Source organism: Photobacterium swingsii (assembly GCF_024346715.1).
Classification (GTDB): Bacteria; Pseudomonadota; Gammaproteobacteria; order Enterobacterales; family Vibrionaceae; genus Photobacterium; species Photobacterium swingsii.
The window spans coordinates 3,226,969-3,252,634 of sequence record NZ_AP024852.1; the positions used below are offsets into that span (position 1 = coordinate 3,226,969).

A 25,666-nucleotide genomic window follows, 5' to 3' on the forward strand; every position below is an offset into this window, starting at 1 on the left:
TCCTGAATCTAGCACAGGGATTAAATGCTGGATGATTAAGGTGTGAGTTATGGGATTCTTTATACGTCGGTTATCGTTTTATTTGATAGCACTTTTGTTTGCAATAACACTGAATTTTATTTTGCCGCGAGCAATGCCTGGTGACCCAGTGACTATGATGTTCGCCAATGCGTCGGTACAAGTCACCCCCGAGCGTATTGCGGCAATGAAAGAACTACTGGGCTTTGTTGATGGCCCTATTTATCAACAGTACTTTATTTACCTGAAAGGTATTTTGGCTTGGGATTTAGGTATCTCTATCCAAACCTTTCCACAAACCGTAAACGAAGTCATGGCTGGCGCTGTTGGTTGGTCACTGTTCCTAGCAGGTACTGCGGTTATCTTGGCATTCTGCTTAGGTTCTGTTTTGGGCATTTACGCGGCATGGAAACGTGGCAGTAAATATGATGCCTTTATTTCTCCAGGAATGATGGTTGTCCAAGCTGTACCACCTGTAGTTGTGGCCATGTTAGTACTCTATACCTTTGCTATCGGCACCAAATGGTTCCCATCAACCTACGCCTACACAGCAGGTACAACACCGGATTGGACCAGCTGGGCATTCCTCAAAGATGTGGCCTACCACGCTGTGCTACCGCTATTCTGTGCCACCATCATTCAAATCGGCGGCTTCTTGATCAACATGCGTAACAACATGATCAACTTGCTGAACGAAGACTACATCACCATGGCTAAAGGTAAGGGCCTGAGTGAAAGTCGCGTGGTATTCAACTACGCCGCGCGTAACGCCATGCTACCAAGTGTTACAGCACTCTCAATGGCATTAGGTATGGCAATCGGTGGGCAGTTAATCATCGAGATGATCTTTAACTACCCTGGCCTAGGTACAGTGTTACTGAATGCCATCAAAGCACGTGACTACCAAGTCCTACAAGGTCAGTTACTGATTATGACGCTGTTTATGCTGTTCTTTAACTTCTTAGCCGACATCCTCATCGTGGCACTTGACCCTCGCCTACGTAAAGGAGGCAAATAATATGAAAGGTTTAATTAAGTTACTCTCAAGCAACCCCAAAGCATTGTTTGGTTTATCGATTATCTTAGTCTTCATTTTTGGTGCCATTTTTGCCCCAGTGATCACTGAGCACGCTCCCAACAAACGCACAGGTAACCCGCACGAGTACCCAGCTTTTGTCGTAAAAGCGGCACAAAACAACCCTGATGGCTGGGTCGCAACCAACCTAGCAGATAGTAAACGTACACTGCGTATGTCAAAAGATGCGGACCATGTACTCGGCACGACACGCATGGGACGTGATGTCTGGTCACAAGTCGTTTACGGGGCGCGTACATCACTCGCTGTTGGTTTTGGCGCAGGTATCATGGTGTGCTTCCTTGCCACCATTATCGGGGTATCGGCTGGTTACTTTGGTGGACGGGTAGATGACATACTTTCTGCTGCGATGAACATCATGCTGGTTATACCGCAGATGCCCTTACTGTTCGTTATTGCCGCTTTCATTGGTGAAGCAGGGCCAACCACTATCGCCTTGGTTATTGGTATCACCTCCTGGGCTTGGGGTGCGCGGGTAGTTAGGGCGCAAACCCTCTCGATTCGAGAAAAAGAATTTATCAAAGCCGCTGAAGTGCTAGGGGAATCCTCAACGCGTATTATCTTTGTTGAAATTCTACCCAACCTCATCTCTATCGTGGGTGCAAGTTTCATTGGCTCAGTAATGCTCGCCATCATGACCGAAGCCACCTTGTCATTCCTTGGTCTCGGTAACCCGAGCACCATCAGTTGGGGCATCATGCTCTACAACGTACAAACCTCATCATCAATGCTAGTGGGCGCTTGGTGGGAACTACTGGTGCCATGTCTTGCACTGACTTTCATTGCTGTCGGTCTGGCTCTGCTTAACTTTGCTGTCGATGAAATTGCTAACCCACAACTGCGTTCACATAAAGGCATGCGCCGTTGGAAAAACCTTGCCAATAAACAAGCCAAAGCTCCAGCAATGACGGAAGCACCACAACCCGCTCTTCAAGGAGGCGATAAATAATGACTAATCCACAAATCTCCATTCGCAATCTCTGCGTGGATTACATTACTGATGCTGGTGATGTCCGCGCCGTGAACAACGTCAGTTTCGATATTGGTAAAGGCGAAATATTTGGGCTAGCAGGTGAATCGGGGTGCGGTAAATCCACCGTTGCGATGGCGTTAATGCGCCTTCATAAGCCACCAGCATTTATCACGGGCGGTGAAGTGATCTTCGATGGTCAGGGCGATATTTTGAAACTCAGCGAACCAGACATGACGGCTTTTCGCTGGAGCCAAATATCCATGGTGTTCCAAAGTGCCATGAATGCACTCAACCCTGTACTCACTATGGAAGAGCAATTCTGTGACGTACTTATGCGTCACACCAATATGAGCCGCAAAGATGCGATACGTCGCGCACAAGGCTTATTAGAGATCGTGGATATTCACCCTGATCGTTTACGCGATTACCCACACCAGTTCTCTGGGGGCATGCGTCAACGCTTGGTGATTGCCATCGCCCTGGCGCTTAATCCTAAGATGATCATCATGGATGAGCCAACCACAGCGTTGGATGTTGTCGTGCAGCGTGAAATTCTACAAAAGATCTATGCACTCAAAGAAGAGTTTGGATTTTCTATTTTATTCATCACCCATGACTTATCACTAATGGTCGAGTTCTCCGATCGTATTGGCATCATGTACTCAGGTGAATTAGTTGAAGTTGCACCATCAAAAGAAATACTGGAAAAACCGTTCCACCCTTACACAGAAGGCTTGGGTAGCTCATTCCCACCACTGACAGGGCCAAAAACGCGTTTAACAGGTATTCCTGGTAACCCCTTGAACTTATTAGAAGTACCGCAAGGTTGCCGCTTCCAAGCCCGTTGTAACAAAGTGCATGGCGCATGTTCTAGCATCCCTACTCAGCTTCGTCAGCTAGAACCACATCGCTTTTCAAACTGCCACCTATTCAATAAAAGCAGTTAATAAAAAAGAATTCAGTAAGGAAACATGATGAGCAAGCCACTAGGGTCACCAATTATTGAAGGGAAAAATCTCGTTAAAGATTTTCCCGTCAACAGCAACTCGTTAAAGAAATCAATGATGCGGGCCATCAATGATGTCTCATTCAAAATGTATAAAAGCCGCGGCTTATCCGTGGTCGGTGAATCAGGCTCTGGTAAATCAACCACGGCTAAAATGATAGCCAAAATGTACGCGCCAACCTCCGGTCACATTGAATACTTTGGCCGCGACATTGCAGAGATTGAAAATCATCAAGATCTGATGCAGTACCGCCAAGGCGTACAAATGGTATGGCAAGACCCATTCGGTTCATTAAACCCAACCCATACCATTTTTCACCATATTGCGCGTCCTTTGCTGATCCATAACAAAGTCAGCAAAACCAACAAAAAAGAGTTGGAAGAGCGGGTCTACAGCCTGCTTGAACAAGTGGGGTTAATACCACCTAAAGAAACCGCAGCAAAGTACCCGCACCAACTCTCCGGCGGTCAACGCCAGCGGGTTAACCTTGCACGTAACATTGCTGTTGGGGCCGAAGTTGTACTGGCAGACGAACCCACTTCAATGCTGGATGTGTCTATTCGTGCCGGTGTTCTTAACCTAATGGAAGAAATGAAGTTTGAGCGTGAAATGGCCCTGCTCTACATCACTCACGATATCGCAACTGCACGCTACATTGCTGAAGATCTTGCCGTTATGTACGTAGGCCACATGGTTGAGTGGGGGGATACCGAAGAAATCATTCACGACCCACAACACCCCTATACGCAACTGCTGGTATCTGCGGTACCGGATCCAAGTAAGTCGATCCATGAAAAGCTCAAAGGAAATAAAGGTGAGATCCCATTGTGGACACCAGAAAGCCTAGGTTGTCCATTTGCAGGACGCTGTACCCATGCGACGGAACAATGTCGCGACAAGCTACCGGGTATCACTCAGCTATCTGATAACCACTTTGTTCGTTGTTACTTATACGAAAACTGATATTCAAAAAACCATATTTGAAACCAAGAACAAAGACGCAGAAACACTTTAGTTATCTGACCGCTTTCATTGTAAAGCGGTCAAGGGAGGAAACATGCAGCTGTTAATCAATCATCTAGGCTATGAGCGTATTGGCGTAAAACACGCACTCATTCAGACCCACACTGAATGCACATTCGACACTGCGCAATTAGTCTGTCTTACAGATGGCGATGCCATGACACAGCTGCCTATTGTTCACTGTGGCAAGGTTGATCAATGGCATACTGGGGATCTTTATCAGGTCGATTTTAGCCATATCCAAACCGATGGTGAATATTATCTATCTGTTGGTGATACACGCTCTGCGCCTTTCCAAATAGCGGAAGGTCTGTTGATGGCGCGTACCTTTAGTGATGTTCTCCATTACTTCAAGTCACAACGTTCAAGTGGTCAATACGACCTTGCCGATCAAACCGCGCCGATCTTAAATTCAGATCAAACCCTTGATGTACGAGGCGGCTGGTATGATGCATCAGGCGATGTCAGCAAGTACCTCAGTCACCTTTCATACGGTAACTACCTCAACCCACAACAAATTCCTATGGTTGTATGGAATATGGCCCACGCCTATTCACAACTGGAAGATGAACAAGACACCGCTGACTTTACACGGACCCGCTTATTAGAAGAGCTGGTGCATGGCGCAGATTTCTTACTACGCATGCAATCGCCGCAAGGCTACTTCTACATGACCGTCTTTGATAAATGGAGCAAATCAACCCGCCAACGCGACATCTGCGCCTATACCTCCCAAAATGGCGATAAGACCGCAGACTATCAGGCAGGTTTTCGTCAAGGTGGCGGAGTTGCGATTGCCGCTCTGGCTGCTACTGCACATTTATCACAGCAGCAGTCTATCAGCCGCGTGTCACCAGATTACGCAATATCAAGTCTCGATTACCTTGCCGCAGCATGCAAAGGCTACTGGCACCTAAAAGAAAATAATACCCAGTACCTTGATGATGGTAAGGAAAATATTATCGATGAGTACTGCGCATTATTAGCCTGTGTCGAATTATACAAAGCCACAGAGCAAGCTGTCTTTCTAGATGAAGCGCGTGATTGGGCTGCTCGCTTGAGTGCTCGACAATGTTCTGATAATCAACAAACGCATTTTTGGTCTGCCACTCAAGATGGTTCTCGGCCTTTCTACCATGCTGCAGAAGCAGGTTTACCTGCTATCGCCTTAATGCGTTATCTCAGCATTGAAAGTAAGACTGAACACTATCAACCGGTTGCCGCAACCTTACAACAAGCGTTGCAATTTGAGCTAACCATCACCCACGAAGTGAACAATCCATTTGGTTACCCCCGCCAATACACTAAAGCAGTCGATGGTGAAAAACAGAGTGCATTCTTTATTCCGCACAACAATGAAACTGGCTACTGGTGGCAAGGTGAGAATGCCCGCATCGCTTCATTAGCGGCAATGGCCTTTATGGCACAAACCTATATTGAAGATCCTCAGTTAGCCCGCCAACTAAAAGACTATGGCCATCAAGCCCTTAACTGGATTGTAGGACTGAACCCTTTTGATATGTCGATGCTTGATGGCCACGGCCGCAACAACCCCGATTACTTACCACACCTTGGGTTTTATAACGCCAAAGGTGGCGTCTGTAATGGGATCACTTCAGGGTTTAATAATGAACGCGATATTGCCTTCAACCCAGATCCACAAAAAGATGACATGCTCCAAAATTGGCGCTGGGGGGAGCAATGGATCCCTCATGGTGCATGGTATTTGTTAGCTATTACATTGCAATATAAGGAGCGCTACCATGCATAACACTATTCGTTTTCTGGTCGGAATTGACGGCGGTGGAACATCATGCCGTGCCCGAATTTGCGATCTTAATGGCGCACTACTTGGCGAAGCGAAAACAGGCAGCGCGAATATTTTATTGGGTGCTGACGTGGCACTCAACTCAATCAATGAGGCGATCGCGCTTGCCACTGCCCAAGCCAATTTAACTGCAGACAATTATTGTGAAATGTCTGTGGGTCTCGCACTCGCTGGCGCTGAACAGAAAAAAGCTTGGTATGCCTTTATGCGTCAACCTACCCCATACGGTGCGGTGACATTAAATACTGATGCTTACGGTGCATGTTTAGGTGCATGGGGCGGTAACGATGGTGCCATTCTCATTGGTGGCACAGGATCATGCGGCATCTTCATTAACAAGGGTCAACAACACATCGTCGGTGGTCGTGAGTTCCCTATTTCAGACCAAGGTGGCGGTGCTGTCATGGGGCTTCGTCTGATTCAGCAAGTGCTATTGAGCGTTGATGGCATCATAGAGTCAACACCGCTGACAAAACATGTACTGCAGCACTTTAACCATGATATCGATGCCATTGTGGATTGGTCTAAAACCGCACGTCCATGCGACTACGGCCAATTCTCACCACAAATATTTGCGCTTGCTAACGAAGGAGACGGCTTAGCCATCGAACTATTGCAGCAGACAGCAAGAGATACTGAAATGTGGATGCAGGCATTAATCAAGCGGGGCGCTAACCAAATTTGCTTGATGGGAAGCATTGCCGAGCGTATTCAACCTTGGTTAACACCACCCATGCAGCAGCGCATTGCTCAACCTCAAGGTGATGCAATGGACGGTGCTATCGCCATGGCTCGCGCTAATCACAACCTTTACGCATTGAGTGAGGAGGCATAATGAGCTTTCGTCTGGATATGACAGTAATAGCCAAAAGCGAAACAGCGACTCGCTTTGCTCTTACGCTGCACAATCTCACCGATAAACCACTAGCGCACTGGGTACTACACTTTGCGAACAGTCGTAAGATCAATGGCGCATCATTCACTGATGGGCAATTGGAGCAAAACGGTAGCTATTGTGTATTCACACCTAATAACGCACCAGTGTTAGCCTCTAACTCTAGTTTTTATACTGAATTTGAAATGAACACAACGGCATTTTCATTTCATGATGACGGCATTAATGATGCGTTCTTAACCAGTAAAACGGCGCATGAAAAAGAGCAAAGACTATTGGATCCTATTCCAGTAGAAGTCACCACTGTCGATTTGGGCTCCTCTCCGATAGATCGCTACATCACGCCATTATGCCCAGCAAAAGACATTAATATCATTCCTGTACCCGCTCGGCTTACTGCGTTATCAGGCCAATTTAGCTTATCTGCTGCGACCATCATCGCCCAAGCCACCCCCCATGCTGAAGGGGCTATCCGCTGGTTACAATCGGAATTAGAGCAACACTTTGCAATTCAATTACCTTTACAGCGCGATGGCCATATCCATTATCAACATAGCGAAAAAGTCGAACAAGATGGTTATCACTTACTGATCGAAGAGGAGCATATTTGGCTACAAGCGAGTACAGCTGCCGGCTTTGTTCATGCGACAGCCAGCTTACTTCAGTTACTCCCTTTACACACTGAGCATCAGGCTTGTTATCGTGTACCTATGGTCGAAATCACCGACCATCCTCATCATAGCTATCGCGGCATGATGATAGATTGTGCGCGCCACTTTCACCCGCTACCACGACTCAAGTCTTTTATTGATCAATTAGCACGCTACAAATTCAACGTGTTCCATTGGCATTTAACCGATGATGAGGGGTGGCGACTCGCGATCGATGCTTACCCCGAGCTTACAGCGATTGGTGCATGGCGCGGTCCGAACGAAAAGCTAGAGCCGCAATATACAAACCTCACGCAGCGCTATGGTGGCTTCTACAGTAAAGAGGATGTCCGAGAATTAATTCAATACGCAAGTGATCGTGGGATCACCATCATTCCTGAAATTGATATTCCAGGTCATTGCCGCGCAGCGATTAAATCATTACCGCACCTATTGCTAGACGTTAACGATCTATCACAATACAACAGCGCCCAAAATTATAGCGACAACATCTTATCTGCGGCTTTACCTGGCACGTATGAATTCATTTCGACTGTTTTACAAGAAGTCGCTGAGTTATTCCCTGCCTCTTATGTCCATATAGGGGGCGATGAAGTACCTGCTGGCGCATGGGAAAAAAGTGAAGCATGCCAAGCATTCATGGCTGAGCATAACTACCATGACCCAATGGCATTACAAAGCCATCTATTACGATTTGCCAATGAAGTTTTACAGGCTAAAGGCAAGCGTATGATGGGCTGGGAAGAAGTGACCAAGGGCGGAAAAATTGATAACCGCACTGTCATTTATTCTTGGCTCAGTGAAGAAGCAGGACTGACATCAGCGCAACAAGGCTTCGATGTGATCATGCAACCCGCCCAATTCACTTACCTCGATCTGGTCCAAGGCTACTCTCCAGATGAAATGGGTGTCGACTGGGCTGGTAAATTACCTCTCGATAAAGTTTATAGCTATCAACCTCTTGCCGAACTTTCACCCCATGATCCTATTCACAAAAAAATCATGGGGATCCAAGGGGCATTATGGTGTGAGCGGATCCATACCCAACAACGTTTTGACCACATGCTCTACCCCCGCTTATTAGCTTTGGCGGAGGTCTGCTGGAGTCAACCAAATTTACGACACTGGGACGACTTTACAGCTCGTCTTAATGGTCAACATCAATATTTAGATAAGGTCGGTATCCAATACCGCCACTGTGTATAACACAGCATTGAACAGTAAAAGGATAGTTACAAATGAAATACGGCTATTTTGATAACGACAACCGTGAATACGTCATTACCCGACCAGATGTTCCAGCACCTTGGACTAACTACCTCGGCACGGAAAAATTCTGTACTGTGATCTCTCACAATGCAGGCGGCTACTCGTTTTACAACTCACCCGAGTACAATCGCGTTACTAAATTCCGCCCAAACGGTACCTTTGATCGCCCAGGGCATTATGTTTACCTGCGCGATGATGAAACTGGCGATTACTGGTCTATCTCGTGGCAACCTGTCGCAAAAAGCTTAGAAGAAGCCACATACGAAGTGCGTCATGGCTTATCTTACTCAACATTTAAGTGCGACTATAACGGTATCAAAGCACAAAAAACCTTGTTTGTACCTAAAGGTGAAGATGCAGAGATCTGGGATGTTGTACTTAAAAATGACAGCAATAAACCTCGTACCATCAGCGCATTCTCATTTGTTGAATTTTCATTTAGCCACATTGAATCTGATAACCAAAACCATCAGATGAGCCTTTACTCTGCTGGCACCGCTTATCAACAAGGGGTGATTGAATACGATCTGTATTACAACACCAATGATTTCGAAGGCTTCTATTACCTTGCTTCAACCTTTGATCCTGACAGCTACGATGGTCAACGTGATAGCTTCCTTGGTCTGTATCGCGACGAGTCAAACCCGATAGCCGTTGAACAAGGCAAGTGTACGAATAGTGCGCAAACCTGTTACAACCACTGTGGCTCGCTACACAAGCAATTTGTAATTCAACCCGGTGAAGAAATACGTTTTATTTATATCCTAGGTTTGGGTAAAGGTAACGGTGCAAGACTACGTGAAAAATACCAAGATCATGCCAATGTTGATGCCGCTTTTGCTGATATCAAGGCGCACTGGGATGAGCGCTGTGCCAAATTCCAAGTAAAATCGCCTAACGAAGGGTTAGATACCATGTTGAATGCATGGACCCTTTATCAGGCAGAAACCTGTGTGGTTTGGTCTCGTTTTGCTTCATTTATCGAAGTGGGCGGGCGTACGGGCTTGGGTTACCGTGACACAGCTCAAGACGCCATGGCAGTCCCACATTCCAACCCTGAGATGACCAAAAAACGCCTCGTGGATCTACTCCGTGGCCAAGTAAAAGCAGGCTATGGTCTACACCTGTTTGATCCAGATTGGTTTGACCCAGAAAAAGCGGATGTTGCACCATCAAAATCACCGACAGTTGTGCCAACACCAAGTGATGAAGACAAGATCCACGGCATTGAAGATACCTGCTCTGATGATCACCTGTGGCTAGTACCAACCATCTGTAAATACGTCATGGAAACAGGCGAAACCGAGTTCTTCGATCAAGTCATCCCTTATGCCGATGGTGGCGAAGCAACTGTATATGAGCACATGAAAGCGGCACTCGATTTCACCGCCGAGCATGTAGGTCGTACCGGTATCGCCAAAGGCCTGCGTGCAGATTGGAATGATTGCCTCAACTTAGGCGGTGGCGAATCCTCCATGGTGGCTTTCCTCCACTATTGGGCGATCACTGAATTTATTGAGCTCGCCAAATTCCTGGGTAAAGATGACGATATCGCACGCTATCAAGATATGGCAGGTGGTGTGAAGCATGCTTGCGAAACGCACTTATGGGATGAAAATGGTGGTTGGTACATCCGTGGTATCACTAAAAATGGTGACAAAGTCGGCACTCACGAACAGACCGAAGGTAAAGTCCACCTTGAATCAAATACATGGGCGGTTGTTTCAGGTGCGGTAACACAAGAGCGTGGTGAAAAAGCCATGAATGCCGTCGATGAGTACCTTTACTCTGACTATGGATTACACCTCAATGCACCATCATTTGCTACCCCTAATGACGACATTGGTTTTGTGACTCGCGTATACCAAGGCGTTAAAGAGAATGGCGCTATCTTCTCACACCCTAACCCATGGGCATGGGTTGCCGAAGCAAAACTAGGTCGAGGCGATCAGGCGATGAAATTCTACGATGCCCTAAATCCCTACAATCAAAATGACATGATTGAAACGCGCGTGACAGAACCTTATTCATACGTGCAATTCATCATGGGTCGCGATCATCAAGATCATGGTCGTGCAAACCACCCTTGGCTAACCGGCACTTCTGGCTGGGCTTACATTGCAGCAACAAACTACATTCTCGGCGTACGTTTAAGCTTTGATGGTTTGATTGTAGATCCATGTATTCCAAAAGCCTGGCCTGGCTTTGAAGTCACTCGTCAATGGCGTGGAGCGACCTTCAATATTACCGTCGAAAATCCAGCTAACGTCAGTAAGGGCATAGCCTCTATAACCCTCAATGGCAACGCTATTGCAGGGGCAATTCCCGCACAAGCGGCAGGTTCAGTGAATACTGTTACTGTCGTAATGGGTTAATACTTTTTTAGGGGGAGGCTTTCTCCCCCTTATTTTGAGATCGAGAGAAATAGGAGTTCCACATGATCAAGTTTGGAACAGGCGGCTGGCGCGCCCTGATAGGCGAAGAGTTCACAAAAGACAATGTTAGATTGGTGGCTCAAGCCCTCGCCAATATTATGATGGCGGAACAAGTTCACAATAATGGCTTTGTTATCGGTTACGATCGCCGTTTTCTATCCGATAAAGCAGCCGCATGGTTTGCTGAAGTTTTAGCGGGTAATGGCATCAAAGTTAGCTTTATCAATAAATACGTACCAACCCCAATTGTCATGTTTAAATCAAAAGATATGGGGGCGACCTACTCTGCCTGTATAACAGCCTCGCATAATCCAGCAGACTACAACGGAATCAAAGTATTCATTGAAGGTGGTCGAGATGCCGATGAGATCATCACAGAAAAAATTGAACGGCAGGTAGCGCAAATTCTGCCACACACTATCCAGTCTGTTGAGTTCGAGACGGCTCAACGCGATGGGTTAATCGACGTTATTAACCCAATGAACGATTTTGTTGATTCCATCATCAACTTTATTGATATAGAGGCAATCAAAAAAGCGAACCTGCGGGTTGTTATTGACCCGATGTTTGGCGTTGCCAAGAATGCACTTCAAACCGTTTTAATATCTGGGCGCTGCGATGTCGATGTTATTAACGATGGTCAAAACCCCTCTTTTGGTGGACTAATGCCCTCCCCTAATGCCGCTACCTTATACCGCTTAAAGCACATCGTTGCCCACGAGGGTTACGACATAGGTATAGGGACCGATGGCGATGCCGATAGACTTGGTATTATCGATGAAAAAGGAAACTTCATTCATCCTAATGAAGTGCTGCTATTACTTTACTACTACCTGCTTGAATATAAGGGCTGGAAAGGCTCTGTTGTACGAAACATAGCAACAACTCATCTACTGGATAAAGTCGCTCATGCTCACGGTGAACAGTGCTTTGAAGTCCCTGTTGGCTTTAAACATATCAGTTCCCAAATGGAAGCAGATGACTCATTACTAGGTGGTGAAAGCTCAGGTGGTTTGACAATACGCGGCCATATCAAAGGGAAAGACGGCGTTTTTGCTTCAAGCCTGCTTGTTGAAATGATCAGTGTGACAGGGAAGAAGCTCTCTGAAATGCTTGATGAGATCTACGATAAATATGGCTATGCCTACACTGCGGAAGGTGACTGTACATTTAAAGCATCGGAAAGAGAAAACCTTTACAACAAAATTTACATCGACAAGCAGCTACCTGAATTTACAGATGAAATAGAGAAAGTCAGTTACGCTGATGGCGCCAAAGTGTATTTCAAACATGGTGGTTGGGCGCTAGCTCGTTTCTCTGGTACCGAACCACTATTGCGTATTTTTGTGGAAATGGAAAACAAAGAAAGAGCAGAAGCGGTACTTGAAAAAATGCGTAAGTTTTTGCTTGTGTAGTTCCCCCTAATACGCGGTATAGACCAGTTATATCGCGCTATTAGAGTCTAGTAATAGACTACTGTTGAGTCCTTCGGTAACCACATTGTTGTGTTACTTTATCGCTTCCTACTGGATTCAGGCGTTCGCGAACAGGGTGGTATTTTATGCCACCCTTTTTTTCACCACTTCATGATCTTACTCTTCAGCCATACACCCAGCGATTCGAAATCCATCCCACTCAAGGAATGCCTCATCACCTTTCGTAAACAATGACGTGTCCCCAGCCAGATCTTGATATTTAGCACCTGAGCCAGAAGCACGCTGTTGCAGCGTCCTGACATCGTTTAAGTAATAAATAACAGCAGTTTCTATCGTCGGGTAGCGCACTGTAAAGAACTGCCCTTCTAAACAGTTATACTTAATCTCTACAGGAAGCGCCGACTGCTCAACAGAGCACCCAACGAATAAATAACTTATAGCAAGAAGAATCAACCTACGCATTCATTGTCCCCTTCATCCGAAGTACAGCACATCATCAATACTGAGTGTAGGTAAGATCTTTATACCTCAATAACAAAAAGCCCCTGTAATGATGAGCGCATTACAGGGGCTTTCATAATTTGAAGATTTATTACAATTAAGCTTGGGCCTTTTTCTTCTTATATAAACCGTAGGCGACTACAGCAGGACCAACAACAAGCATTCCCATTCCGACGCACGCCAGAGCGGTCATCACTAACATTTCAAACTCAGACATAATTACCTCGTTGACTTTACTTTCGTTGATTTATTTTCTTTTTTAAGCGTATTCATCGCCTTTATTTAAACAATACGATAACAAAATAAACATCAAAAACAAATAGTTAACAATGAACAGGCAGATAAAGATCGTTAACAGACGGAGTCAGCTTATGAATAAATAATGCGTCCTATTCATTACATCAATTGACTGCATGAATATCACGAAATAAGACAACATCTAATATATAAAGCGCACATAGGATGCGTAATCAATATAAATTACAAAACTGATTTACAGCTCTAGTCCACTGACTTTGTTATAGCAATCAGCAGCATTTGCACTTTAAACAAACAATAAGGGGAAAAAAGCCCTGCTATTGCTAACAGGGCTTTCGAAGAAATAGCGAAACGGCCGGACTTTATATAGATAAACTGCCACACCGAAAATCAGCGCATCCCCGGCGTGACAGGCCGCCACCTTCAAGGTAAAGAGGCTAAGCAACTGAACGACCGCTTCCGCACCATGATTCGCCAAAGTACAAACGTAAAAAAGCCCGAGTCTTTCGACTCGGGCTTAGTATAAGTGGCGGAGCGGACGGGACTCGAACCCGCGACCCCCGGCGTGACAGGCCGGTATTCTAACCAACTGAACTACCGCTCCACACGGTGATAAACAGTCAACTGTCTATCCGATAAACGCCGTTCAACGCATTCATCTTAATTTGAAGCCTGGCGATGACCTACTCTCACATGGGGAGACCCCACACTACCATCGGCGCTATTACGTTTCACTACTGAGTTCGGCATGGGATCAGGTGGGTCCATAATGCTATGGTCGCCAAGCAAATTCGGGTTATTTACCGCCATCAGGCGATAAATACAATCTGGGAAAATCTAACTAGTGTTTACAATATCGTTCAAACACGTCATTCAAGTGCTCATGGAGTCCGTAAAACCCCTTGGGTGTTGTATGGTTAAGCCTCACGGGCAATTAGTACAGGTTAGCTCAATGCCTCGCAGCACTTACACACCCTGCCTATCAACGTCGTAGTCTTCGACAACCCTTTAGAGACCTTAAAGGTCTAGAGATGACTCATCTTGAGGCTCGCTTCGCGCTTAGATGCTTTCAGCGCTTATCGATTCCGAACGTAGCTACCGGGCAATGCGATTGGCATCACAACCCGAACACCAGCGGTTCGTCCACTCCGGTCCTCTCGTACTAGGAGCAGCCCCTCTCAATCATCTAACGCCCACGGCAGATAGGGACCGAACTGTCTCACGACGTTCTAAACCCAGCTCGCGTACCACTTTAAATGGCGAACAGCCATACCCTTGGGACCGACTTCAGCCCCAGGATGTGATGAGCCGACATCGAGGTGCCAAACACCGCCGTCGATATGAACTCTTGGGCGGTATCAGCCTGTTATCCCCGGAGTACCTTTTATCCGTTGAGCGATGGCCCTTCCATTCAGAACCACCGGATCACTATGACCTGCTTTCGCACCTGCTCGAATTGTCATTCTCGCAGTCAAGCGGGCTTATGCCATTGCACTAACCTCACGATGTCCGACCGTGATTAGCCCACCTTCGTGCTCCTCCGTTACTCTTTGGGAGGAGACCGCCCCAGTCAAACTACCCACCAGGCACTGTCCGCACCCCCGATAAGGGGGCGACGTTAGAACATCAAGCATACAAGGGTGGTATTTCAAGATTGCCTCCACCCCATCTAGCGACGAGGTTTCAAAGGCTCCCACCTATCCTACACATGTAGGGTCAATGTTCAGTGCCAAGCTGTAGTAAAGGTTCACGGGGTCTTTCCGTCTAGCCGCGGGTACACAGCATCTTCACTGCGATTTCAATTTCACTGAGTCTCGGGTGGAGACAGCGTGGCCATCATTACGCCATTCGTGCAGGTCGGAACTTACCCGACAAGGAATTTCGCTACCTTAGGACCGTTATAGTTACGGCCGCCGTTTACCGGGGCTTCGATCAAGAGCTTCGACCGAAGTCTAACCCCATCAATTAACCTTCCGGCACCGGGCAGGCGTCACACCGTATACGTCATCTTTCGATTTTGCACAGTGCTGTGTTTTTAATAAACAGTTGCAGCCACCTGGTATCTGCGACTCCCTACAGCTTAGAGAGCAAGTCTCATCACCGTGAGGAGCGTACCTTCTCCCGAAGTTACGGTACCATTTTGCCTAGTTCCTTCACCCGAGTTCTCTCAAGCGCCTTGGTATTCTCTACCTGATCACCTGTGTCGGTTTGGAGTACGATTACGTATAACCTATCGCTTAGAGGCTTTTCCCGGAAGCATGGCATCAATGACTTCATCACCGTAGTGACTCGACATCAGGTCTCAGCCTTAAGATAGTCCGGATTTGCCTAAACTATCAGCCTACACCCTTGAACTTGGACGACCGTCGCCAAGCCCACCTAGCCTTCTCCGTCCCCCCATCGCAGTTATAAGCAGTACAGGAATATTAACCTGTTTCCCATCGACTACGCCTTTCGGCCTCGCCTTAGGGGTCGACTTACCCTGCCCCGATTAACGTTGGACAGGAACCCTTGATCTTCCGGCGAGGGAGTTTTTCACTCCCTTTATCGTTACTCATGTCAGCATTCGCACTTCTGATACCTCCAGCAGCCCTTACAGACCACCTTCAACGGCTTACAGAACGCTCCCCTACCCAATATGACAAGTCATATTGCCGCAGCTTCGGTGTATAGCTTAGCCCCGTTAAATCTTCCGCGCAGGCCGACTCGACCAGTGAGCTATTACGCTTTCTTTAAATGATGGCTGCTTCTAAGCCAACATCCTGGCTGTCTGAGCCTTCCCACATCGTTTCCCACTTAGCTATAACTTTGGGACCTTAGCTGGCGGTCTGGGTTGTTTCCCTCTCCACGACGGACGTTAGCACCCGCCGTGTGTCTCCCGGATAGTACTTACTGGTATTCGGAGTTTGCAAAGGGTTGGTAAGTCGGGATGACCCCCTAGCCTTAACAGTGCTCTACCCCCAGTAGTATTCGTCCGAGGCGCTACCTAAATAGCTTTCGGGGAGAACCAGCTATCTCCAGGTTTGATTGGCCTTTCACCCCTAGCCACAAGTCATCCGCTAATTTTTCAACATTAGTCGGTTCGGTCCTCCAGTAAGTGTTACCTCACCTTCAACCTGCCCATGGCTAGATCACCTGGTTTCGGGTCTAATCCTAGCAACTATGACGCCCAGTTAAGACTCGGTTTCCCTACGGCTCCCCTAAACGGTTAACCTTGCTACTAAAATTAAGTCGCTGACCCATTATACAAAAGGTACGCAGTCACCCAACAAGTGGGCTCCTACTGCTTGTACGTACACGGTTTCAGGTTCTATTTCACTCCCCTCACAGGGGTTCTTTTCGCCTTTCCCTCACGGTACTGGTTCACTATCGGTCAGTCAGGAGTATTTAGCCTTGGAGGATGGTCCCCCCATGTTCAAACAGGATATCACGTGTCCCGTCCTACTCGTTTTCACTTGTAATGCGTTGTCGGTTACGGGGCTATCACCCTGTATCGCCAAGCTTTCCAGCTTGTTCACCTAACGCAAGACTAGCTTAAGGGCTAATCCGATTTCGCTCGCCGCTACTGTCGGAATCTCGGTTGATTTCTCTTCCTCGGGGTACTTAGATGTTTCAGTTCCCCCGGTTCGCCTCGTTACGCTATGTATTCACGTAACGATAACTGCTTATGCAGTTGGGTTTCCCCATTCGGAAATCCCAGTCTCAAGTGATTTTTACTATCTAAACTGGGCTTATCGCAAGTTAATACGTCCTTCATCGCCTCTGACTGCCAAGGCATCCACCGTGTACGCTTAGTCACTTAACCATACAACCCCAAGGGGTCTGTATGTTCAAACAACCAAGGTTGTGTATCTGATAAGGATACAAATTGGTTTTTCGCCGGACTCGTTATTTTCATTTCCACTTTTTAAAAAAGTGAAGACAAAAACCAAGACACTTGAATGTGTGTTGTTTTGAGAACTCGTATTTCTGATTCTAAATAAAGAAGCAAAAATACTATTGTAATTGAATCTAACGATTCAATTTACTAGTCAGCTTTCCAGATTGTTAAAGAACATGTGTTAGTCCGAAGACATCCACTTTCTAAACACACTCAAACGAATGTTTTTAGAAAGTGGTGGAGCTATGCGGGATCGAACCGCAGATCTCCTGCGTGCAAGGCAGGCGCTCTCCCAGCTGAGCTATAGCCCCATAAAGTTTTACTTCTTAGGAGAAGTTCTCAAAAGAGAAGATGGTGGGCGATACCGGGCTCGAACCAGTGACCCCCTCCTTGTAAGGGAGGTGCTCTCCCAACTGAGCTAATCGCCCACGATAGTTTGAATTCCTTCGTGAGAAAGAATGGTGGGTCGTGCAGGATTCGAACCTGCGACCAATTGATTAAAAGTCAACTGCTCTACCAACTGAGCTAACGACCCGTGGCGTCCCATAGGGGAGTCGAACCCCTGTTACCGCCGTGAAAGGGCGGTGTCCTAGGCCTCTAGACGAATGGGACTAAGTGTTTCTTTCATGTTGTTGGGCAACATGAATATGTTCTTTTACATTTTAACCAAGCAATCTGTGTGGACACTGCATCAAACAAGCAGTCTATCGTTAAGGAGGTGATCCAGCCCCAGGTTCCCCTAGGGCTACCTTGTTACGACTTCACCCCAGTCATGAACCACACCGTGGTAAACGCCCTCCCGAAGGTTAAGCTATCTACTTCTGGTGCAGCCCACTCCCATGGTGTGACGGGCGGTGTGTACAAGGCCCGGGAACGTATTCACCGTGGCATTCTGATCCACGATTACTAGCGATTCCGACTTCATGGAGTCGAGTTGCAGACTCCAATCCGGACTACGACGTACTTTCTGGGATTCGCTCACCATCGCTGGTTGGCAGCCCTCTGTATACGCCATTGTAGCACGTGTGTAGCCCTACTCGTAAGGGCCATGATGACTTGACGTCGTCCCCACCTTCCTCCGGTTTATCACCGGCAGTCTCCCTGGAGTTCCCACCATTACGTGCTGGCAAACAAGGATAAGGGTTGCGCTCGTTGCGGGACTTAACCCAACATTTCACAACACGAGCTGACGACAGCCATGCAGCACCTGTCTCAGAGTTCCCGAAGGCACTAAGCTATCTCTAGCGAATTCTCTGGATGTCAAGAGTAGGTAAGGTTCTTCGCGTTGCATCGAATTAAACCACATGCTCCACCGCTTGTGCGGGCCCCCGTCAATTCATTTGAGTTTTAATCTTGCGACCGTACTCCCCAGGCGGTCTACTTAACGCGTTAGCTCCGAAAGCCAGTGTTCAAGACACCAACCTCCAAGTAGACATCGTTTACGGCGTGGACTACCAGGGTATCTAATCCTGTTTGCTCCCCACGCTTTCGCATCTGAGCGTCAGTCTTTGTCCAGGGGGCCGCCTTCGCCACCGGTATTCCTTCAGATCTCTACGCATTTCACCGCTACACCTGAAATTCTACCCCCCTCTACAAGACTCTAGTCTGCCAGTTCAAAATGCTGTTCCGAGGTTGAGCCCCGGGCTTTCACATCTTGCTTAACAGACCGCCTGCATGCGCTTTACGCCCAGTAATTCCGATTAACGCTCGCACCCTCCGTATTACCGCGGCTGCTGGCACGGAGTTAGCCGGTGCTTCTTCTGCAGCTAACGTCAAATGACAGTGCTATTAACACTACCACCTTCCTCACTGCTGAAAGTACTTTACAACCCGAAGGCCTTCTTCATACACGCGGCATGGCTGCATCAGGGTTTCCCCCATTGTGCAATATTCCCCACTGCTGCCTCCCGTAGGAGTCTGGACCGTGTCTCAGTTCCAGTGTGGCTGATCATCCTCTCAGACCAGCTAGGGATCGTCGCCTTGGTGAGCCTTTACCCCACCAACTAGCTAATCCCACCTGGGCTAATCTTGACGCGAGAGGTCCGAAGATCCCCCTCTTTGGCCCGTAGGCATTATGCGGTATTAGCTATCGTTTCCAATAGTTATCCCCCACATCAAGGCATATTCCCAGGCATTACTCACCCGTCCGCCGCTCGTCAGCAAAGTAGCAAGCTACTTCCTGTTACCGCTCGACTTGCATGTGTTAGGCCTGCCGCCAGCGTTCAATCTGAGCCATGATCAAACTCTTCAATTAAAGTTTTGTTGGTCTTGCGACCGGCTCAATGAATACTGATTGAACATCGATAACTAGAAGCTAGTCATGATATTCGAATTGACTGTGCCAACTTATTTTCACTACCGAAGCAGTAAACTTAAATTGTATTGGTCACTCAGTTCATTGATATAATCTTTTTGACTATTCATTTCACGAGTGCCCACACAGATTGCATGGTCAAATTGTTAAAGAACAAACTGACTTATCGTTGCTGGCTAAGCGCCTTGCTCCGTGTCAGTGAGGACGCATTATAGAGATTCCGATCGCATTGGCAAGTGTAATTTTCAAAAAAATTCAAATTAAATGGCGAGTGTTTAAAATGCAACCAAGAGGGTTAAATTTGATTAAATTCGAGCCAACCATAATGCGTTTCCTTAGAGCTGTTACAGCCCCCCCGTGGAACAACTTATACCTGAGAGGGCAATTCCAGCTTAAATTTAATCAATGATGCTTTAAGGTGAGCCACCTGCTGTAACAATGCTTCCTGCTGTTGGCTACATTCATTGATAACCTCATTATTATGAGTCGCTATATTCGATACACTCGATACGCTGTCTTTTATCATCAAGCAAGTTTGGCTTTGCTCATTCGCCGAGCTCGATATCGCAGCAGCTTGCTCCTCTATAATAGAGAGTGATTGCTGAAGCTGCTCAATGGCCTCGCTACTACTCTTAACTCCACCGATGTTCGCTTCCGTCGCCGCAGTGGTTTTTTGCACAATCGCGAGCGCTTCTTGTGAGCTTTGTCCTAAACGCTCAATAATGCCATCAACACTTGCCGTACTTTCTTGAGTTCGAGTGGCTAATTGTCTTACTTCATCTGCCACTACAGCAAAACCACGTCCTTGCTCCCCCGCACGCGCAGCTTCAATGGCTGCATTTAATGCCAGTAAGTTCGTCTGCCCTGCAATCCCGCCAATTTCAGTGACGACACTTTCAATTTCATTAATGTCTTTATTCAATGCTGTCATGGCTGCTACTAGCTGATCGATATCAGACGATAATAGAGACATCATATGAACAACATTATTTGTCATGGTCTGCGTATCACTGCCTTGATTTGAACAATGTAGTGTCTCAGTAGCCACATGCTCTGCACTTTGCGTGAATTCATTAGAAACTTGAGACAAATTATCGATGGCTTTTGCAAGTAATTCTGTTTCGACGGTTTGCTTATGGGCATGTTGCGTGAGGTCATCGAAAGAGTTTTTAGCTTGGCGAGAGTTTAGCTCCAACTGCTCGGCCATCATGACAGTATTATTAACGGTTTGGTTAAGGTCATTCCTCATTGAAATGAAAGCCGTATAAATACTAGAAGCGCCTGCTGAAGAGTTTTTTTCTGAAGGATGTACGGTGAGATCCCCATCTTTCACTCGCATCGCTAAGCGCGCTAAAGCTTCAGGCTCAGAACCGAGTTGCTTCAATACAGTCTGAATTGAAAACCAAATGACGGCGCCCATCAATAAGGCAACGACAAGACCGATCGTCAGACGAAAAGAGATTTGCTCAATAAACTCATTGAAAATATGATCATTGGCAATACCATTGCCGACATACCAGCCCCAAACACCAGTTTTAATCGCAACAGAGTGGATCAGAGCTTCCCGATCACCATTTCGTGAAGACCAAACATAGTCGACCATGGTGTCCGTTTTATTGCCAATGGCTCGCGCTAGAATTTCACCAACATCATTATTATTGGCATCACGCAAAATATTAAAGTTTTCGCCTTGGATTTCAGGGTCCAGCGGTGCAGAGATAAAGACACGATTCTCATCTGTCACCCAAACATACTCTGTCGGTGTGTAAATATTGGTTCTGAGCACCTCTAACGCAAGTGCTTTCGCTTCATCTTCAGGCAGGGTTCCGTTTTGTGCGAGGTCTTCAAAAGTATTCACTATTTTGCTGGCACTCATCAGCAATTGCTCTACGCGTTTATAGTTGGCAGCTTCCAGTGCTTGCTTTTGACTCATAGCACCCAAATAAATACTGCCTAGTAACAAGACGACCAAACTCACAACGAGAATGATGGCTTTGCGCTGTAAAGTCATTGATTGTTGCATCGTGCACCCCGCATAAAAAAATGTGCACCCTAGCGAATATAACAACGGGGTTCAATGATTATTGATTCAAAATAAAACCTTATTCTTTTGACGCATGTTATTGCCCAAAATCGAAGCATTAAATGCTCAATATATTATGAAAAAGAATAGAGAGATGAGAGTAGCAGGAGAGAATCGCCAGATGCAAAAAAGCCCCAGCGTAAGCTGAGGCTTTTCTACGAAAATTGGTGCCCGAGGACGGACTTGAACCGTCACGCTCGAAAGCAACGGATTTTGAATCCGTCGTGTATACCAATTTCACCACTCGGGCAGATGCAGCTCATTATACGTATGCACCTCTCCTAAGCAAGCCTTTATTTTGAAAAAACAGCACCAAACCGACCAACTGCCGAATAAACAAACAACCAGAGAGAAAGCTGAGCATTTTTAGCTGCTATTTTGCTGATTTCACTCTAAATATTTAGGTTTGCCCACGATGAAATATTGAATTATCGTGGCAGGACACTCTGCCGAGAGAGTAACTGCGGTAAAAAATGGCGCTCTATATCAGTTTCTTGCTTATTCAATAGATGATGAAGTACCTCGACAGCCGTTCGTGCCATGTCACTAATAGGAAAATGTACTGCAGTCACCGTAGGATAAAAGCTGGCGCATAAATCAACGCTATCAAAACTGGTAACAGATAGCTGTTCAGGCACTGCGATCTTATGTTGATGAAAGAATTGTAATGCCCCACTCATCATTTCTTCACTGCATGAGAATAACGCTTCCATGTCTTCATGTTGTTGGAGGAGTTTCTGCGCTGCTTGATAACCGCTTTCACGCCCATAATCTCCTTCCCCCGTCAGGGAAGGATCAAAAGGAAGTCCAGCTGCAGCTAATGCATTCTTATATCCTTGAAAGCGTTGCCTGCTTGTTTCTCGGTTCAACGCCCCAGAAATACACGCAATTTTTCTGTGCCCTTGCGCTATTAGGTGGTTAACCGCTAATTGTGCCGCCAGTGTATGATCGAAAGTAATGCACCTATCTTCCAACCCTTTCACTAAGCGATCCAGCAGCACAAAGGGCGTCGGCTGTTTTGCTAGTTCGCGTAACTCTTCATCACTTAAATGGCGACTATGCAGAATATACCCATCGCAGCGTAAATCGAAAAAGCGCTGAATAGCCTCTCGCTCACCTTCCGCACTATGATGACCTTGAGCCGTGATCAAAAACTTACCATGGCAATCTAATTCAGACTGCACTTGATCCATCATTTCACCGAAGAAGCCCCCCGTATAATAAGTCACTAACAGCCCAACCATATTCGATGATGCCGTTGCTAACGAACGCGCGATGGCACTGGGACGATAATTCAGTTCAGCCATGGCTTGTTCAACTTTGCGTTTAGTATCAGCGCGAAACTTACCTTCGCCATTGATGATTCGCGATACCGTTGATCGATTGACACCTGCGAGTAATGCGACATCTTTTATTCTTGCCATACAGGCTTCATTCCTTTGTTCTGACACTATTCGTGCACGCTATTGAACCATAGTCGCGAGAGCAACAACCAATCACGCTCGACAACACGACAAGGTATCAATCATCTCATGAAAAAACAGAGTAATCGCACAATGTAATACCGCGTTGATCTAATTGTTCTAAGAAGTAAGGAGACGTCAACACAGCCAATTCTTTCGCTCTTGGTATCGCATAACCACTGCATTCCAACAACGGCTGATCGATATAAGCAGGATGACACATGATTTCTAACACATCACAGGTTTCTCTATGTTGATCGACGAGCCTTAACAAGCTATCGAGCTCAACGGCAGTATCGTAAAATTTATCGCTGAATTCATAACGACAACCTTTCATTGGCTCACTGTCGTAAAGTCCGCGCACAGGCAAGTGATGAGAAGTGGCAATGGCTGTTATTACGGGTAAAATTTGAGGATGAAAATGGGCATGGTGATGGCTATCTAAATGACTTAATGGGATCCCCAATGCTTTAAATGCATTGATCTGTGCTTCAATTTCATCAGCGAGTTCTACCTCATCAAAATCTCGATATCCCTTCATCACTTCTTTAGACCAACACTGACCTTGCTGATCCGCTAATGTACGGCCAGATGTTAATGGTTTACCAGCCGTAAAACGCAGATGTAATCCAATATTTAACGGTAATGACGGTTCTAACAAGCTCAGTGCATGCTGCTCGGCAGGCATCCCCACCATCAAAGTCGTGGAACGTACCGTACCGTATAGGCTCGCATCGACAGTGCCAAGGTTTACGCCTTTTGTTAACCCAAAGTCATCGGCATTAAAGATCAGTTTCATCATTTATCCTTTTAAACGACACACAGGTTTGCCTAGCCTTGTAACCACAGACGAACAAGGCTAGTCAGTTCCAATTACACCCTAGCGAAATTGCGGTAGGTAGTCATAATTTGTTCGTAAAATATCGTCTAAGATCGCCTTTGCTTTACTGATATCAGGCACCAAAGGATTATTGGTCAATGCCATTAACGCTTTGTCATAGTCACCATGCACAGCAGCCTCAACGGTTAATTGCTCATAGGCTTTCACTTGGTGGATCAAGCCCGATACCGCTGGGCTTAATGATTCAATAATCAGTGGTCTCGCGCCCGCACTGCCGACAACAGCACTACATTCAATAACAACATCATCAGGTAAGAAACTTAACGTGCCACTATTTCGCACATTCACCACATTGATGGTATTTCGGTTATTGTACAGCGCATCCACTAAGTTTAAGGATGCATCAGAATAATAAGCACCACCGCGCTCTTCTAACAATGCAGGCTTTTCATCCAGCGAAGTATCTTGATAAAGTTCAAACAAAGCTTGCTCTGTTACCATGACTTGTTCTGCTCGCGTCCCGCCATGCGCTGCCGTTTCTTTTTCTTCTGCGAGCATTGCTTCAGTTTGATAAAAATAACGATGATAAGGACATGGTATAGCGCCAAGTGCACGTAAGAAGTCCGGATCCCAAGGCTCCTCAAAGATATTCTTCATACTGAAGTTGGCACCATCCCCGACTTTCTCGAGTACCTGCTCCGTTATATCCTCACCATTGAGCCAAGCGCGATGCGCCCACAACAAATGATTGAGGCCAGCACTTTCCAACGTCAGTTCCTCTGGCTGGCACCCCATCATTTCGGCAATCATCATGGTCATAGAGACAGGTACATTACATAAACCAATCGTTTTTACTTGGGTGTACTTCAGTACAGCTTCAGTGACTAACCCAGCAGGATTGGTAAAGTTAAGCATCCAAGCATTGGGGGCTAATGCTTCGATATCTTTACATACATCGAGAATGACAGGGATAGTGCGCAAGGCTTTGGCAAAACCACCAGGTCCTGTCGTTTCCTGTCCGATCACATCATATTTTAGCGGGATCCGCTCATCATTAGCACGAGCTTGTAGCCCTCCGACCCGAAACTGGGTCATCACAAAGTCAGCGCCAGTAATAGCCGCACGACGATCTAGCGAGGTATTAATCGTTATGTCTGCACCGCATTTTTTAATCATGCGTTTCGCTAATGCAGCAATAATTTCTAACTTCTCTTGCCCAGCTTCAACATCAACAAAATGAATTTCTTTAACCGGTAAATACTCCAGTCGCTTTAACACCCCTTCCACCAATTCCGGACTGTAACTGCTACCGCCACCAATAATGGCTAATTTCAACGCCCCTCTAGCCATGTTGAACTCCTTGCTCTGCTTGTCGTAACTCGTGTAACACCACCAACTCGTTGGCTAGCTCATGGGCAAGGATCGTGGTCATTAAGTGATCTTGCGCATGCACCATCACTAGCGTCATTTTCACTTTGCCCTCGCCTTCATCAGCTTCGATCAATTTGGTTTGCGTTAAATGGGCGCGGTTCAAACACGCTTTCGCTTGTGTTAAACAATGGCGAGCAGTATCAATCTGTTGCTTTCTTGCATGCGCCAAAGCTTCAAAGCATAGGCTTCTCGCTTCCCCTGCATTAACAATAATGTCCATCACTACAGCTTCTTGATCCATCTT

General features: G+C 46.5%; 15 protein-coding genes, 6 tRNA genes and 3 rRNA genes. 9 read left to right on the plus strand and 15 right to left on the minus strand.

The genetic code is table 11. The features are described from left to right. The first annotated feature begins 49 nt into the window (after positions 1–49). The 9 genes from OCU77_RS14545 (at position 50) to OCU77_RS14585 (ending at position 12,630) form a co-directional block, all read left to right on the plus strand. Positions 50–1,036: an ABC transporter permease gene (locus OCU77_RS14545; protein WP_048900315.1), complete on the plus strand. Its 987-nt coding sequence runs from the start codon at positions 50–52 to the stop codon at positions 1,034–1,036. Between the two features lies 1 nt (position 1,037). Next, a complete protein-coding gene (locus OCU77_RS14550; protein ID WP_107303144.1) occupies positions 1,038–2,063 on the plus strand; it encodes an ABC transporter permease in 1,026 nt (341 codons plus the stop codon). Then, entirely contained in the window at positions 2,063–3,034 is a 972-nt protein-coding gene (locus tag OCU77_RS14555; RefSeq protein ID WP_107303145.1) for an ABC transporter ATP-binding protein, read from the plus strand. The genes OCU77_RS14550 and OCU77_RS14555 overlap by 1 nt, the downstream gene beginning before the upstream one ends. Positions 3,035–3,061: 27 nt before the next feature. Further along, on the plus strand, positions 3,062–4,057 hold the full coding sequence (locus OCU77_RS14560) for an ABC transporter ATP-binding protein (RefSeq protein ID WP_048900313.1): 996 nt from the start codon (positions 3,062–3,064) through the stop codon (positions 4,055–4,057). Between the two features lie 94 nt (positions 4,058–4,151). Then, entirely contained in the window at positions 4,152–5,888 is a 1,737-nt protein-coding gene (locus OCU77_RS14565) for a glycoside hydrolase family 9 protein (protein WP_048900312.1), read from the plus strand. Further along, on the plus strand, positions 5,881–6,780 hold the full coding sequence (locus tag OCU77_RS14570; RefSeq protein WP_048900311.1) for an N-acetylglucosamine kinase: 900 nt from the start codon (positions 5,881–5,883) through the stop codon (positions 6,778–6,780). Before OCU77_RS14565 ends, OCU77_RS14570 begins: the two co-directional genes overlap by 8 nt. Further along, positions 6,780–8,717, plus strand: a complete 1,938-nt coding sequence (locus OCU77_RS14575) for a beta-N-acetylhexosaminidase (protein WP_107303146.1) — start codon at positions 6,780–6,782, stop codon at positions 8,715–8,717. Before OCU77_RS14570 ends, OCU77_RS14575 begins: the two co-directional genes overlap by 1 nt. Before the next feature lie 32 nt (positions 8,718–8,749). Next, the gene (locus tag OCU77_RS14580) at positions 8,750–11,155 is read left to right on the plus strand and encodes a GH36-type glycosyl hydrolase domain-containing protein (RefSeq protein WP_107303147.1); all 2,406 of its coding nucleotides are present in this window, start codon (positions 8,750–8,752) and stop codon (positions 11,153–11,155) included. Positions 11,156–11,217: 62 nt separating this feature from the next. After that, a complete protein-coding gene (locus tag OCU77_RS14585; RefSeq protein WP_107303148.1) occupies positions 11,218–12,630 on the plus strand; it encodes a phosphoglucomutase/phosphomannomutase family protein in 1,413 nt (470 codons plus the stop codon). Positions 12,631–12,807: 177 nt separating this feature from the next. Here OCU77_RS14585 and OCU77_RS14590 read toward each other — a convergent pair whose 3' ends face one another. The 15 genes from OCU77_RS14590 to OCU77_RS14660 form a co-directional block, all read right to left on the minus strand. After that, the gene (locus tag OCU77_RS14590) at positions 12,808–13,113 is read right to left on the minus strand and encodes an MliC family protein (RefSeq protein ID WP_048900310.1); all 306 of its coding nucleotides are present in this window, start codon (positions 13,111–13,113) and stop codon (positions 12,808–12,810) included. An 824-nt stretch (positions 13,114–13,937) separates the two neighbouring features. Next, positions 13,938–14,014, minus strand: a tRNA-Asp gene (locus OCU77_RS14595). 66 nt (positions 14,015–14,080) lie between these two features. Beyond that, positions 14,081–14,196, minus strand: a 5S ribosomal RNA gene (rrf, locus tag OCU77_RS14600). A gap of 127 nt (positions 14,197–14,323) precedes the next feature. Beyond that, positions 14,324–17,215, minus strand: a 23S ribosomal RNA gene (locus tag OCU77_RS14605). A gap of 310 nt (positions 17,216–17,525) precedes the next feature. Beyond that, positions 17,526–17,601 (minus strand) — tRNA-Ala (locus OCU77_RS14610). A gap of 41 nt (positions 17,602–17,642) precedes the next feature. Beyond that, positions 17,643–17,718: transfer RNA gene (locus OCU77_RS14615), tRNA-Val, on the minus strand. A gap of 31 nt (positions 17,719–17,749) precedes the next feature. Next, positions 17,750–17,825 (minus strand) — tRNA-Lys (locus OCU77_RS14620). A gap of 1 nt (position 17,826) precedes the next feature. Beyond that, a tRNA-Glu gene (locus tag OCU77_RS14625) sits at positions 17,827–17,902 on the minus strand. 99 nt (positions 17,903–18,001) lie between these two features. Further along, a 16S ribosomal RNA gene (locus OCU77_RS14630) occupies positions 18,002–19,544 on the minus strand. Together the 16S, 23S and 5S rRNA genes with 5 tRNA genes alongside form the textbook arrangement of a ribosomal RNA operon. 427 nt (positions 19,545–19,971) lie before the next feature. After that, positions 19,972–21,627 carry a methyl-accepting chemotaxis protein gene (locus OCU77_RS14635; RefSeq protein WP_048899491.1) on the minus strand — a complete coding sequence of 552 codons (1,656 nt, stop codon included), beginning with the start codon at positions 21,625–21,627 and terminating at the stop codon, positions 19,972–19,974. Between the two features lie 225 nt (positions 21,628–21,852). Beyond that, a tRNA-Leu gene (locus tag OCU77_RS14640) sits at positions 21,853–21,937 on the minus strand. Between the two features lie 178 nt (positions 21,938–22,115). Then, positions 22,116–23,111, minus strand: a complete 996-nt coding sequence (locus OCU77_RS14645; protein ID WP_048899490.1) for a LacI family DNA-binding transcriptional regulator — start codon at positions 23,109–23,111, stop codon at positions 22,116–22,118. Between the two features lie 106 nt (positions 23,112–23,217). Further along, positions 23,218–23,949, minus strand: a complete 732-nt coding sequence (gene chbG / locus OCU77_RS14650; RefSeq protein ID WP_107303038.1) for a chitin disaccharide deacetylase — start codon at positions 23,947–23,949, stop codon at positions 23,218–23,220. Between the two features lie 81 nt (positions 23,950–24,030). Then, positions 24,031–25,341, minus strand: a complete 1,311-nt coding sequence (locus tag OCU77_RS14655; protein WP_048899489.1) for a 6-phospho-beta-glucosidase — start codon at positions 25,339–25,341, stop codon at positions 24,031–24,033. Continuing rightward, positions 25,334–25,663: a PTS lactose/cellobiose transporter subunit IIA gene (locus tag OCU77_RS14660; RefSeq protein ID WP_048899488.1), complete on the minus strand. Its 330-nt coding sequence runs from the start codon at positions 25,661–25,663 to the stop codon at positions 25,334–25,336. The genes OCU77_RS14655 and OCU77_RS14660 overlap by 8 nt, the downstream gene beginning before the upstream one ends. Positions 25,664–25,666 lie beyond the last annotated feature (3 nt).

Bases quoted from the DNA above. Each gene is read 5' to 3' on its own strand.
- OCU77_RS14575 (WP_107303146.1), top strand. From the start codon at position 6,780: ATGAGCTTTCGTCTGGATATGACAGTAATAGCCAAAAGCGAAACAGCG.
- OCU77_RS14585 (WP_107303148.1), top strand. From the start codon at position 11,218: ATGATCAAGTTTGGAACAGGCGGCTGGCGCGCCCTGATAGGCGAAGAG.
- chbG (WP_107303038.1), bottom strand. From the start codon at position 23,949: ATGAAACTGATCTTTAATGCCGATGACTTTGGGTTAACAAAAGGCGTA.
- OCU77_RS14580 (WP_107303147.1), top strand. From the start codon at position 8,750: ATGAAATACGGCTATTTTGATAACGACAACCGTGAATACGTCATTACC.
- OCU77_RS14560 (WP_048900313.1), top strand. From the start codon at position 3,062: ATGAGCAAGCCACTAGGGTCACCAATTATTGAAGGGAAAAATCTCGTT.
- OCU77_RS14635 (WP_048899491.1), bottom strand. From the start codon at position 21,627: ATGCAACAATCAATGACTTTACAGCGCAAAGCCATCATTCTCGTTGTG.
- OCU77_RS14655 (WP_048899489.1), bottom strand. From the start codon at position 25,341: ATGGCTAGAGGGGCGTTGAAATTAGCCATTATTGGTGGCGGTAGCAGT.
- OCU77_RS14645 (WP_048899490.1), bottom strand. From the start codon at position 23,111: ATGGCAAGAATAAAAGATGTCGCATTACTCGCAGGTGTCAATCGATCA.
- OCU77_RS14550 (WP_107303144.1), top strand. From the start codon at position 1,038: ATGAAAGGTTTAATTAAGTTACTCTCAAGCAACCCCAAAGCATTGTTT.
- OCU77_RS14565 (WP_048900312.1), top strand. From the start codon at position 4,152: ATGCAGCTGTTAATCAATCATCTAGGCTATGAGCGTATTGGCGTAAAA.
- OCU77_RS14660 (WP_048899488.1), bottom strand. From the start codon at position 25,663: ATGGATCAAGAAGCTGTAGTGATGGACATTATTGTTAATGCAGGGGAA.
- OCU77_RS14590 (WP_048900310.1), bottom strand. From the start codon at position 13,113: ATGCGTAGGTTGATTCTTCTTGCTATAAGTTATTTATTCGTTGGGTGC.
- OCU77_RS14570 (WP_048900311.1), top strand. From the start codon at position 5,881: ATGCATAACACTATTCGTTTTCTGGTCGGAATTGACGGCGGTGGAACA.
- OCU77_RS14555 (WP_107303145.1), top strand. From the start codon at position 2,063: ATGACTAATCCACAAATCTCCATTCGCAATCTCTGCGTGGATTACATT.
- OCU77_RS14545 (WP_048900315.1), top strand. From the start codon at position 50: ATGGGATTCTTTATACGTCGGTTATCGTTTTATTTGATAGCACTTTTG.